This window comes from Dolichospermum circinale AWQC131C, from assembly GCF_000426905.1.
Taxonomy (GTDB): Bacteria; Cyanobacteriota; Cyanobacteriia; order Cyanobacteriales; family Nostocaceae; genus Dolichospermum; species Dolichospermum circinale.
The window spans coordinates 55,332-69,234 of record NZ_KE384657.1; the positions used below are offsets into that span (position 1 = coordinate 55,332).

Here is a 13,903-nt window from a genome sequence, read left to right on the forward strand (position 1 = left end):
TACTGTTCCCTGTTCCCTGTTCCCTGTTACCTCCCCTCACAGACAACTTTTTCAGCAAGCCCTACTTACTTCTTTTTTGTGTTTTGGGTAAGTCCTGACTTTGATTCTAGGAAAATTCCAATACCGTTGTGAACACGGGCTGCTGTATTAGGAGAACGATCCAGCAATTGACCACCTAAATAAAGACTGGTAGAACTACCACCGTCTAAATTTAAAGCGTTGATACAACCCATTGTCTGCATTAGTTTGGCTTGTTCTTCTAAGGTTGGACCTCCACCACCAGCGCGATTATGTACGGCTGCAATGATTAAGTTGCCTGTATTAAGGGTACAAATACTGCTACGAACTGCTTGACTTTTCATAAAAGCAGAACCGAATTTCTCCGCTTCTCCGTCGAGGACTATTTGCCGATTTTCTAGTAATAGGGGTCCTGCACCGATAATATGGGGATAACGACTAAATTCTGGTGTGCTGGTGGTGTTGGTAATGTTAATTTTTGTACCAATGGGTAATTGTGGTGTCTGATTACGGAAAATCAGCAGATAACCATTTTTGGGAATAGTAATAGCATTTATACCAGTTTTACCCCCCGGTAATTGATTAGTTACTTGATTGTTTTCTACAACAATTATATTTTCATTCTCAGTTAAGGGTGTATAAGTATCTCCCCATAAAGATGTGTAACGAGAAATACCATTTTGAACATAGCCAGTATTGAGTAAAATAATAGGTAAATTTTGATTATTGTTGCTGGTTAGGGTTTCTGTGAGGGTGAGGCGACCAAAATAGAATTGTCCTTTATTATTCCAAGCTATTGCTCCCCGGTTCAGAATTGGTCCTGATATCCATTGATTATCTCGCCTAATTGCCCCCAATGGTAATTTATTATTGCGGTTAAAATAACCACCATTGATTGCTGCTACGGCTAAGTAATTTTGAGCAGTTTGGATTAAAGGAGCAGTACCAGTTAATGTTTGCACATTAGTTAATATCGGTTTAATGCTTAATCCGACGGTACGAGGGTTAATATCTAACCAAACCACGGGAAAGCGGTCTGTTCCTAAAGTTACTAGCCGCTGTCGCCATTGTAACCCCTGCGCCCAGGTAATATTTCTCTCGACCATTGCATCAGGTTGAATATCAATTACTAGGCGATTTGGTTGGGAAAGAGTGCTAATTTGTACAGATTGTCCAAAGGGAATACTCAAATTGATAATTGTTTGATTATTGACAATTTCTATTTTCTGAATGGGTGATTCTGTGCTTTGTGCTATGGGTGGTTTAGGGTTATAAACTGCGAGTAAAGCCGCATCAGCAATAGTATCTAAGGTGACGGTCCATTCCCGGTTGGCTGGTGTGGTAGATTTGGGGAGAATTTCATCAGGATCTACTACTTTTTTGACTGGTAACTCTTGTCTAATTTGCCAAAAAGTTGGGTTATCTAAGTCTAGTACAATCCGATCCCCTTTTGGTTGTTTACCAAGACGAATATTTCTCAGTTGAGAAGGGGGAGTGGCAATTACTAATGTGTTACCATTAGCTTTAATTTGCCATTTTGCTGTTTTAGCTAATTTACTTATATCTAAATAGCGGTAGCCACCTCTTAGTTTAGTATTAAGAATTATGGGATTTGTCAAGCTAGAAAACCACTGTATTGGCTGTTTACCAGGATTGTTACTACTGAGTAAATCTATGCCCATTAATTGCTTAACTGCGCCATCACTGATATAAGTTTGCATTCCTGTTGGTTGTAACCATGCTCCTGGTAAGGTTCGGCCATTTATAGTAATTTGATTACCAGCACTAACAGCAGTGGGAACGGAATTTGGTATTCTAGGAATATTTTGGGCGAGTACGCCATAATTAGCAGTTAAACATAGTCCCGCTGACAGCAGTGGTGACAGAGAATTGAGCATTTTCCAGATCATTGTGTTTTTTGACAAAGTTATTATGCAAAAACCAGCCTAAGAAAAATTTATCAGAAAATTAAAAAAATAATTACCTTTTTTAGAAATAATCATGATAGTATGTATATTGGGTTTTTGTCTCTTATCAAGAGTAGCAAACAGTTGTCACACTAAAAATACTAGCGATAACTGCTTTAAATAATACACACTGCTTGGAGACTATCATTATAGTCTTAGAGATTAAATCTAAAATTCCCACAGCTCTAAAATTTTAGATTAGGGTAATTTTTTTTAGAGTGCATAAACAAATAAAAAATAGATAGGCACTGGTAACACAGCTTTGGCTAAATGTCAAGCTAAGGCTAAAATTGTTATCCCTAAATTTTGGTAATTATGTATTTTTATCGAGTGCCAATAAATGAGAAAATTTCCCTATAGCAGTAGTAACAACGTCTGTACCTCAACATTTCAGGAATAAAGTATGAGTCATCAATCAAGTCAGGGTCAGCAAACTACAATGTCAGATATCAATTGTCAAGATACTTATTTAGGACAAAAGTGGTTGGTAGAAGAAAGGGATGCTTGTGGAGTAGGGTTTATTACCCATCGTCAGAATATAGCTAGTCATGAAATTTTGGACAAGGCTTTAACTGCTTTAACTTGCTTGGAACATAGGGGAGGTTGTAGCGCTGACCAAGATTCTGGTGACGGTGCGGGAATACTGACAGCAATTCCTTGGGAATTATTGGCACAAGATAACAGTCACGGAATTGACTTTGCTGATGTGAGTCATAAGGCTGTGGGAATGATATTCTTGCCCCAAGACTCGGAAGCGGCTCAAGTTGCTAAGAATGCATTTGAGCAAATAGCAGCAGAGGAAAAATTGACTGTACTGGGCTGGCGAGTAGTTCCGGTGCGTTCAGAGGTGTTAGGTGTACAAGCTAGAGAGAATCAACCTCGTATAGAACAGGTTATAATTTCTTGCGCTGATAAAAGCGGTGATGAATTGGAAAGAGAACTGTATATTGCGAGTAAACGCATTATGCAAGCGGGAAGGAGAATTTCTGAGGATTTCTATGTATGTTCTTTCTCTAGTCGCACCATTGTTTATAAAGGCATGGTACGTTCGGCTGTATTGGGGGATTTTTACGAGGATCTCAAGCATCCTGCTTTTAAAGTATCATTTGCCGTATACCATCGCCGCTTTAGTACCAATACCATGCCGAAATGGCCTTTAGCTCAACCCATGCGGTTATTAGGTCACAATGGAGAAATTAATACCCTGTTGGGGAATATTAATTGGATGATGGCACGGGAAGCGACTCTGAGTCATCCAATTTGGGAAGATCGTTTTGATGAACTCAAGCCACTGGTAAACACTGATAATAGTGATTCTGCTACATTAGACAATGTATTAGAGTTACTGGTACGTTCGGGACGTAGCCCTTTAGAAGGGTTAATGATGATGGTTCCCGAAGCCTACAAAAATCAACCTGCTTTAGCGGAATATCCAGAGATTGTAGATTTTTATGAATATTACAGCGGTTTGCAGGAAGCATGGGATGGACCAGCACTTTTAGTATTTAGTGATGGGAAAAAGGTAGGCGCAACATTAGACCGCAATGGTTTAAGACCTGCACGTTATGTCATTACTAAAGATGATTATATCGTTGTGGCTTCGGAAGCGGGAGTTGTAGATTTCCCAGAAGAAAATGTTCTGGAAAAGGGTAGACTAGGACCAGGACAAATGATTGCGGTAGATTTAAATACCCAAGAAATCTTGAAAAATTGGGAGATTAAACAACGTATTGCGAAACAGTATCCTTACGGAGAATGGTTGCAAAAATATCGCTTAGAATTGAATCGCTTAGTTAAGGGTGAGTCAGTTAATGGTAATGGACATCATAGTCTAAATGGCAATGGGCAGACTAGCAGGAAAATTGATACACAAGTCCTATTACAACAGCAAATCGCTTTTGGCTACACTATAGAAGATGTGGAAATGGTAATTCACCCCATGGCCAGCACTGGTGCGGAAGCGACTTTCTGTATGGGTGATGATACTCCATTGGCTGTGCTTTCAGAAAAACCCCATTTACTGTATGACTATTTTAAACAACGTTTTGCCCAAGTGACTAATCCGGCTATTGACCCTTTGCGGGAGAAGCTGGTCATGTCCTTGACGGTGGAACTGGGGGAAAGGGGAAATTTATTAGAACCTAAGCCAGAGTACGCTCGCAAGCTCAAATTAGAATCGCCTGTACTAACTCAAGCAGAATTAGAAGCAATTAAACTGTCAGGATTTGCCACGGCTGAGTTGTCAACTTTATTTCCCATATCTACAGGTCCAGATGGTTTGCAGTCTGCTGTGGAATCTTTGCAAAAACAAGCGGCGGAGTCTGTACGGGCTGGGGCGAAGATATTGATATTAAGCGATCGCACTGGTATGGATATTGCCGCCGAATATACTTATATTCCCCCGTTATTAGCCATTGGTGCGGTTCACCATTATTTGATTCGCGCTGGGTTGCGAATGAAAACGTCCTTAATTGTGGATACAGCCCAGTGTTGGAGTACCCATCATTTTGCTTGTTTGTTGGGTTATGGTGCGGGTGCTATTTGTCCCTATATGGCTTTGGATACTGTCAGCGCTTGGTGGGATGATCCTAAGACCCAGCAGTTTATGACTAGGGGTAAAATTGCTACTTTGACCTGGGAAAAAGCTATAGAAAATTATCGCCAAGCTGTAGAATCGGGTTTGTTGAAAATTCTCTCGAAAATGGGAATTTCTCTGCTTTCTAGCTACCAAGCAGCACAAATATTTGAAGCGATTGGTATTGGTCGTGATTTACTAGAATTGGGTTTTCGGGGAACAACTTCCCGCATTGGTGGTTTAAGTGTGAGTGAATTAGCTCAAGAAGTTTTATCTTTCCACAGTAAGGCTTTCCCAGAATTGACAGCTAATAAGTTAGAAAATTTGGGTTTTGTTCAATACCGTCCCAGTGGAGAATATCACAGTAATAACCCAGAGTTGGCTAAGGCTCTACATAAGGCAGTTAATGGTAAGCAATATGACCATTATCAAGTGTATAAACAGCATCTGCAAAATCGGCCTGTGACAGCACTGCGTGATTTATTGGATTTCCAGAGTGAACGAACACCAATTCCTTTGTCAGAAGTAGAGTCCGTGAATGATATTGTCCAGCGTTTTTGTACCGGGGGGATGTCTTTAGGGGCTTTGTCACGAGAAGCACATGAAACTTTAGCGATCGCTATGAATCGCATTGGTGGTAAATCTAATTCTGGTGAAGGTGGAGAAGACCCGATTCGTTACAACGCTTTAAATGATGTTGATACTGCTGGTAAATCTCCTACTTTCCCCCATTTGCATGGGTTAAGAAATGGTGATACCGCTGCAAGTGCCATTAGACAAGTTGCGTCAGGTCGGTTTGGCGTTACGCCCCAATATTTAGCCACAGCCAAACAAATTGAAATTAAAATCGCTCAAGGTGCAAAACCAGGAGAAGGTGGACAGTTACCAGGACCCAAGGTTAGTCCCTATATTGCCATGTTACGGCGTTCTAAACCCGGTGTAACTTTGATTTCTCCACCACCCCACCATGATATTTACTCTATTGAAGACTTAGCACAGTTGATTTTTGACCTGCACCAAATTAACCCTAAAGCTCAAGTTTCAGTAAAATTAGTCGCAGAAATCGGTATTGGCACAATTGCTGCGGGTGTAGCTAAGGCTAATGCTGATATTATCCAAATTTCAGGCCATGATGGCGGTACCGGTGCATCACCCCTTTCTTCTATTAAACACGCTGGTACTCCTTGGGAATTGGGCTTAACAGAAGTACATCGAGTATTAATGGAACACAGGTTACGCGATCGCGTCATCTTGCGTGTAGATGGTGGTTTAAAAAGTGGTTGGGATGTATTGATTGGGGCTTTAATGGGTGCTGAGGAGTTTGGTTTCGGTTCGATAGCTATGATTGCGGAAGGCTGCATTATGGCGCGAATTTGCCACACTAACAACTGTCCTGTGGGTGTCGCTTCTCAGAAGGAAGAACTGCGGAAGCGGTTTACAGGAGTTCCCGAAAACGTTGTCAACTTCTTCTATTTTGTTGCGGAAGAAGTGCGGAGTCTGTTAGCTAAATTGGGATATCGTTCCTTATCAGAGGTAATTGGTCGCGCTGACTTATTAACAGTACGCTCTGATGTGAAACTCAATAAAACCCAAGCTGTGAACTTAGATTGTTTAACTAAACTACCAGATACAAAAGTTAATCGTGATTGGTTAGTACATGAAAAAGTTCATAGTAATGGACCCGTATTAGATGATCAATTACTAGCTGATGCGGATATTTGTCAAGGAATCCAGGAACAAGGGATAGTTAGTAAAACCTACGCCGTTGTTAATACCGATAGAACCGTCGGGACTCGGTTGACTGGAGTGATTGCTTCAAAATATGGTGACAACGGCTTTAAAGGGCAAATTAACCTGAAGTTTCAAGGCAGTGTTGGGCAAAGCTTCGGCGCGTTTAATCTTGATGGTGTGATTTTAAGCTTAGAAGGTGAAGCTAATGACTATGTAGGAAAGGGAATGAATGGTGGGGAAATTATCATTAAACCCCCAGCAAATGCGACTTACAACCCAGCGGAAAACGTAATTGTCGGTAATACTTGCCTTTATGGTGCTACTGGTGGTAGATTATTTGCTAATGGTTTGGCTGGAGAACGGTTTGCTGTACGCAACTCAAAAGGTACAGCCGTCATTGAAGGCGCTGGTGATCACTGCTGCGAGTACATGACTGGTGGTGTAATTGTCGTCCTGGGTAAAGCAGGCCGGAATGTTGGTGCAGGAATGACCGGTGGTTTGGCTTATTTCTTGGATGAAGTGGGTAATTTCCCTGATTTCGTAAATCATGCTATTGTTAAAGTCCAGCGGGTTGCTAGTGATGCGGGTGCAAAACAGTTGTATGATTTAATTAAAGCTCACGCTGATAAAACTGGTTCACCCAAAGCCTTAGAAATTATCGCTAATTGGCAAGGATACTTACCCAAATTCTGGCAATTAGTACCACCATCTGAAGCTGACAGTCCAGAGGCTAAAGTGGCAGAAAAACAATTAAGTTCTGTGTAATTTGTCTGAATCAGGATGTTCAGGATTTGAGGATTTACAGGATTTAATTAAATACTTTATCTGTGTTTATCCTGTTTATCCTTTAATCCTTTTTTGTCTGAATCAGGATGTCCAGGATTTGAGGATTTCCAGGATTTAATTAATAACTAGACATCTCCAGAAATTTAATATCCCTCCAACAGCCGGAGCATTTTACAGCAAATTGTCATCAAACCTGGAATAAGAACCCGACCCCCAACCCCCTCATCGCTTGCGGGGAGGGGGCTAAGATGTACCTTGTGTGATTGCAAATTGCTGTAGGTTAATTTTCTGAGGTGTCTATTGCATTTGAAAGAAGTAGTACCTACGAGCAAAGTTTGATAATTTGAGTTTGCAACGCGAGTTTTTCATCTACACCAGATTTGAGCATTAGCTCTAGTTCCAACAGCATTTTCAAACTATTTTTCAGCTTGTTTCCACAACAATTAGCAACCTCTTGGCGGATGTAATACAAGCGTTTGGGATTTTTCACGTCTGCAAGTTGGGTTATTGTATTGTCATCTTGACACCCGGTGATGATCATCTGTTTGACTGTTAGCCAAGTGCGAAAGGTAGTAGTCAGGGTAGCGGTAATTTTTAAAGCTGGTTCGTTACAGTTAATTAAGCGATCGCCAAATTCTAATGCTTGAGGAATGTTACCCAAGCGAATGGTGTTGGCTAGTTGTAAGCTATTAGCAGCACTTTCTGAGACTAATTCTTTCACCATAACCCCATTGACTGTTTTACCCAAAGCATAGGTTTTGAGCTTTTCTAGTTCGGTGAATATCAGTCGTGTATGATTGCCTGTGTAATCAATTAACACTTTGTAAGCATCAGTAGTGAGTGTTACACCTACTTCGTCAACTAAAGTCCGAGCTTGCTGTATTAATGCTTGGGTTTGCCATTGGGGAATGAGAGGAAATTCTGTTACCTGTGCGTACTCCAGTAGGAGTTTGACTGATTTATTTCTCGCGTCAGGTTTGTGAGTGTTGGTGATAAGGAGGGTATTTGTTGAGGGAATTTTGGGGAGAATGGACTCCAACTGCAACAAAATTTCTTTTGAACAAACTCCCAGTAATGTGCTGTTGGTGTACTAATCTTCCTCCACTCCCAACAGGTGGTGTCATGATATGGGATAATGCTTGAGGAATGGTTTCTTTAGATTCTGGGGGGTATTCTGTATAGTTAAAGTTTGCCCATTGTTGATCTAGAGTGTGGGTTTTTAGTTGTTTGATGTTGCGAGTTAGAAAGAATTCGTTTTCACCAAAGTATAAATATGTTGACATAGTAGTACGGCAATTGTATTGTCGTACTTGAGCGTTAGCTCGAAACGCAATATAGAGATTTAATTTCACTATTCAGTAATTGGTACAAACTCATATTCGCTCTGATTTTCTTTTTTAGGAACAATTTTCACCAATTGCACATGATCATCCTTGGGAACATCATTCTGTTTGCAATCACCATTTTGCTCAGACTGAACATTACCTGAAGCGGGAGCATCATTCTGTTTGCGATCGCCATTTTGACAAAACTGAACATTACCTGAAGCACCATCAAACTTGAACTTTTCTGATATGAGAGTTTTTCTTATTTTCTTTTGATCTGGGTTTTTCTTAATGGCTTCTATCAAAGCATTTGTTGCATCATAAGCTAGTGCCGTTCGCCAGCTTACTTTAGCACCCCAAAGATTTTGCGAATTTGTAGCAAAATCTGATTCTGATTCTAATGTTGATTTAGCTTTTGCATCAATATGCCACGGAATTGCTACTACCATTTCATTGAGCCACTCTAGCCAAGCTGCGTCTTTTTGTATAATCTTGTTCGTATAAACAACATCTCCTCCCAAGAGATTGAATTTTTTCTTGCTTTGATTGATTAATAGTATGACCTTATTTAAAGTATCATCATTATCGGGTACTAACATCAATACTTCCGCACCTTCTTTAATAGCTTGATTAGTGCTTTCTGGTGGACTAAAATAAGGACTAGATAAATCATATAATTCATTAGAGGATACCTCTCCTCCGTGAGAATTTACATAATGTACAAACTCTTTCTTAAGCGATAGACTGTATTTGCCCTGAGTATAGAAAATAGCTGCCTTTCTTTTATTCAATGTTTCTAACATATATTTTCCTAGTTTTTCCGCAGCCACTTTATCGCTAGGAACTGTACGAAAAACATAATTTTCTGAGTTTTTTTGCTGTGAAAGCTCAATAGAGGTACTAGTAGGAGTAATTGCTACAAGCTTTTTATCATTATAAATATTTTTTGCTTCTAAAGTGGCACTACTCGAACGATGACCAACTACACCAAGGATATGAGGTTCTTTTGCTAATTTTTTAGCAACTTCTTTAGCAATTTCTGGATTATCATCATCTGATGTAATTGCTACTTTTAAATAGAAGTTTCTATTGTCTTTTGGTAAACAATTAAATTCATTTTGAAATTGAGCTACTCCACGCAAAATTTCCAAAGATTCAGTCGGTTCTTTAGAAATCGGTACAGGTACAGCAATAGTATAAACTTTTTCTTCCTTTGTTTTTACGTTTTCTTCAATTTTGGCGTTATTTAAATAAATTAATGTCTCTGGATCTCTTCTTTTTGGATTAATTGATTTGTTTAAACACTCTTTCCCATCATCTAAGTACAAATATCTGCGTAATTCGTACATAGCATCGGTAAAATTTTTTTTCCTTATTGATTGAATCCCTTTTTCTTTTTTATCTTCGTATTCTGGTTTTTGCTTACTTGATTCTGGAAACCAATTTTTTTCACCATAACTAATTATAATTGGATCTAGCGAAGTAAAAATGATATATACACCACCCAATAATTGTAGAATTATGAATAGGCTAAAAAAGATTACAATTATTTTTGATAATTTACATACATTTTTTTCTTGAGAGTTGTTATGCTGATTCATAGTGTTAATTCACAAAAACGCTAAAATATTTATACTGTTTTGCTGAGGTAGTTTACTTAAGTGAACGGCCTCTCCAAGTCCATCCCCAGCCTGTTTCAGTTTTAATTATTGAGGTAATGGCAATAATGCCAACCATAAGACCCCCTAAACTATGCAGCCACCAATATTTCGTAGAGCTATAAAATGCTCTTGCTGCTATTACCCGCAAATTGTATTGTAGTAGAATCGCTATTACAACTAAACAAATTGCAATAAAATCAACTATCTGCAAACCAATTAAAATACCTTTAATAGCCACAATAATTAACATTAGCCAAGGAACTGAGTAAATATTTAGCATTACTAAAGCTAAAGATACCATCAATACCCAACTACGTTGTGAGCCTGAATATAAAACTTTAGTCCAACCTTCCCAGAGTGTTGCCCAATTACGATACATTCGTATTTTTGCTAAATTTGCTCCTAGTGCATATTTTATCTTTAAACCATTGTGTTTTATAAGTCGAGCTAAAGCCACATCTTCTGCAACTTCATTAGCGACTGCTCTATGTCCTCCAATCTGTTCGTATGATGAGCGCGAAAATAACATAAAAGACCCAAAAGCAAAAGATGTTTTGGTTCTTGGATTTTTTACCTCACCAGAGTTTAAAGAAACAACTAGGTTAATAAACATTAATGGCTGTATTAACCATTCTGATAAAGAGCTACAAATTAATGCTGGAATACAATTGAGCAAGTCCACATTTTCTAATTTTGCTGTTTGAATAACTGTTTCAATTGCTCCATATTTTAGTCGAACATCAGCATCAATAAACAGCAAAAATTCTCCCTTTGCAAGTTCAGCAGCTTGAACACAAGCCCAGTTTTTACCTTTCCATCTTTTTGGTGATGGTCGAGGTAATCCTTGTAATATTTTCAGTCGTGGGTCATTAAGCTTTTCCTTCAGTGTATTTAGAATAATTAGAGTATTATCTGTTGATTGATCATCTACCACCCAGACTTCAAGTTTATCAGATTCTAAGTTGGTGCTTGACAAAATAGACATAACACAATCATGAATATTATCTGTCTCATTATAAGCCGGGATAATTACTGAAACTTTAGGAAAACTAGAATCAATAAAATTATCTGATACAATAGAGTTTGATGGACATAATTGAGACATTTCAGCTACTGCACGTTGCATATAAATTAAACAGGTACTTAAATTAATTAAAGAAAAAATTAGCAACAAAATCAAAATCACGTTTAATTCCCCTCAGAAGTGTTGTAGTAAGTATTAGTAATTTTATTCAAAAATCATTATTATTGCTGAGTTTCAGATGAATACTTTTCAGCTATATATTTTCTTAATTCTCCATGTCTAAATTCATAACTCCCTCCTTCTTTTTTCAATAAATCTACTTTTACAGCTTCTTCCAAGAACTGACCATAATTCCAAGGAATATGTTTGGACATCCAAAGAAATAAACGCAGAGCGAAGTATTTAATACAGACTAAACCTGACTTTTCTCCATTAACTAACCCACTGAGTAAGCTAATCATTAAACCAACACAAATACCAAATAAGATACCACCATATTTTTGATTTTGTCTATAAAAAATCCACCATACAAATTTGGGATAGCGCGAGAAACATTCCCAAAATATCCAAGATATTATTGAAGATAAAAAGCCAATAATCAAAGATATAACAACGAGATCAACAAATGTTTTGAGAATACTATTATTACGATCTTTTATTAACTTAGCTGATTTTAATTTTTGAATGACATTTCCTCTGATCTTCTTGATAAAATTATTTTGAGATTGATTTGAGGTATTAGAGGTATTATCTGTTTTTTTAAATCCCAAAAGTAGTCCGATATTTAGCCCAACGAACAATTCTAAAGTTAACGTACCCCAATAGAAAGTATTCATTTTATCATAAAATTTGTCAAAGGTTTCTATTTTGTAAAATTGTTCTATCTTATTAAAGATAAAATGGAAAATAAAAATACTTATTATCCCAAAAATAAATAGCCCAAAATACATATATTTCCTGAGAATTGCATAATTTTTATCTTCTTGTGTGTTTTGATTATTTGCTCTGCTGATTTCTCGGAATAAAAAATAATTTATGATGAAAAACAATAATAATCCTATCAAACTCTCAAGTATATCGTCTTTTTGTATATCTATATTGTCAATATTAATGACAATTGTTATAAAATTATTTAGCCAGGGGTTATTTAACTTTTTCATCGCTAAAGGATCAAATATGCTATTTATTAATAATGTACTCCACATACATAGTCCAGAAAATGCAGCCCATCCCATTCCATACATGACCGATTTTATAGCTTTTTGATTGTCAAATGACCATTCCTGATGACTTACTGAGTCTATTTTGTCTTCTGGTAAATCTAAAAAATAAAATATTAATGCAAAAACTATTCCAAATACTATCATATCTAAAATCTGAATGTTATCTGCTTGTGAGTTTGAAATTAACCAACGTATTATTGTAGATACGAATCCAATGATAGCAGATCTTACTTTAGATTGAGTATCTGTATTTAGTTTTAACCAAGATTTTGTATTTAGCTTTAGCCAAGATATTATTCCACCTATTAATCCAGATATAGATCCAGAGATTAATCCAAAAAAGATATAATTGATTGTATTCAAATAAGATTGAGGATTGTCAGAATTATAGTTTAATATTTCAGAAAGTATTCCCGTTGATAAGCCACATAATATGCCTACAATTAACCCAACTAAAATATAATAAAGTATTTTTTCTTTATTTTTTTCAGACAATAATTTTGGTTGCATATTTTCAATAGACAATGTGGATTCTGTATTATTTAATTGCTGTGCTAACCAAACTATCTTATCTCTAGAAAAAGTTGTATTTTTGTTATTCAATTTTTCAGACTGATCGTGAAAATAGTCTTGCCATAAATTGTCATGAAGAGTTGAAATGTACTCGTCTGGTATTGGAACTACCACTCCATCTTCAGCCTTAATTAATTGTTGGATGATTTCCGCCGGATTTGGCAATTTATCGTTATTGCTCCTGTCTGGAACGTTTTTAAAATTGTGTACTGCTATTTTTAAACCTAAAGGTTTTCCTAGTAAATCCAGAATATCGGGATTATTATTTGTCAAAGCTTTCCAAGTTTGTGGACGTATTTTTTCTATACGTTCTGCATATTGAAGCTCTGCCAGAAGCTTGTTCATTATATCAATAATATAACGGTCAATTTGTTCTTGTTCAAGAGGCTGTAATTCAACAAAAATAGAATTATTCCGTAATTCTTTTAAAAGCAAATCTTTCTTTTCTGTTTGACTCGTAATAACAGTTTGACATTGATGTTTTTCAATAAAACTATTCAAATCAACAGCACGCTGATTTTGTTGTGAAGGTTCTATTTCGTAAAACCCATCAAGGAGGAATATTATTCCTATTTCGTTATATTTTCCCGAAATCGTATTTATAGTTTCTTCATCTACTTCATACACTTTTTTAATAGACTCACTTATCCAGTTGTCTATTGTCTGGTTTTTATGCAAAGAATCAAGTTTTAACAAAATAGGAATCTCATTCTTATGTTTAATTAATTCATGATTCAATTCTCTTAACATTGTACTTTTACCTGAGCCAGAAGCCCCCAAAATAAGAAACTTATTATTATTATTTTGGTTATCATTAAAAAAATCATAAATAGTATTTGTAGATGATTCATTGCCATTCTTTTCTTTGAATTTTATTTTAAATTCTTGCTTATTATTTTCTCCTTGCCAATAGGATATTACCTGTTCTAATAACTTTGAACGTGCTTCTTCAATATCTATTGTGGGTAAAGCAATTTTTGTTTGAATATTCAAGAGAATATTCAATAAAGTTTCATTTGT

General features: G+C 36.9%; 7 protein-coding genes. 1 reads left to right on the forward strand and 6 read right to left on the reverse strand.

What is annotated here, in order from left to right:
• Positions 1-65: 65 nt before the first annotated feature.
• Positions 66-1,916 carry a phosphodiester glycosidase family protein gene (locus tag ACIR131C_RS0120385; RefSeq protein WP_231395516.1) on the reverse strand — a complete coding sequence of 617 codons (1,851 nt, stop codon included), beginning with the start codon at positions 1,914-1,916 and terminating at the stop codon, positions 66-68.
• A 472-nt stretch (positions 1,917-2,388) separates the two neighbouring features.
• Between ACIR131C_RS0120385 and ACIR131C_RS0120390 the strand changes: the two genes are divergently transcribed.
• Positions 2,389-7,056, forward strand: coding sequence for a glutamate synthase-related protein (locus ACIR131C_RS0120390; RefSeq protein WP_028091643.1), 4,668 nt, complete (start codon positions 2,389-2,391; stop codon positions 7,054-7,056).
• Between the two features lie 343 nt (positions 7,057-7,399).
• Here ACIR131C_RS0120390 and holA read toward each other — a convergent pair whose 3' ends face one another.
• The 5 genes from holA to ACIR131C_RS24095 all read right to left on the reverse strand — a co-directional run.
• Positions 7,400-8,125, reverse strand: a complete 726-nt coding sequence (holA, locus tag ACIR131C_RS23685) for a DNA polymerase III subunit delta (RefSeq protein WP_269208816.1) — start codon at positions 8,123-8,125, stop codon at positions 7,400-7,402.
• Complete coding sequence (locus ACIR131C_RS27145) at positions 8,049-8,360, reverse strand: hypothetical protein (RefSeq protein WP_269208817.1); 312 nt, start codon at positions 8,358-8,360, stop codon at positions 8,049-8,051. The genes holA and ACIR131C_RS27145 overlap by 77 nt, the downstream gene beginning before the upstream one ends.
• 68 nt (positions 8,361-8,428) lie before the next feature.
• Positions 8,429-10,003: an ABC transporter substrate-binding protein gene (locus ACIR131C_RS23690; protein ID WP_051289742.1), complete on the reverse strand. Its 1,575-nt coding sequence runs from the start codon at positions 10,001-10,003 to the stop codon at positions 8,429-8,431.
• Positions 10,004-10,055: 52 nt separating this feature from the next.
• A complete protein-coding gene (locus tag ACIR131C_RS0120405; protein ID WP_231387596.1) occupies positions 10,056-11,189 on the reverse strand; it encodes a glycosyltransferase family 2 protein in 1,134 nt (377 codons plus the stop codon).
• Between the two features lie 119 nt (positions 11,190-11,308).
• On the reverse strand, positions 11,309-13,903 hold a 2,595-nt coding region (locus tag ACIR131C_RS24095; protein WP_231395517.1), incomplete at its 5' end, for an NACHT domain-containing protein.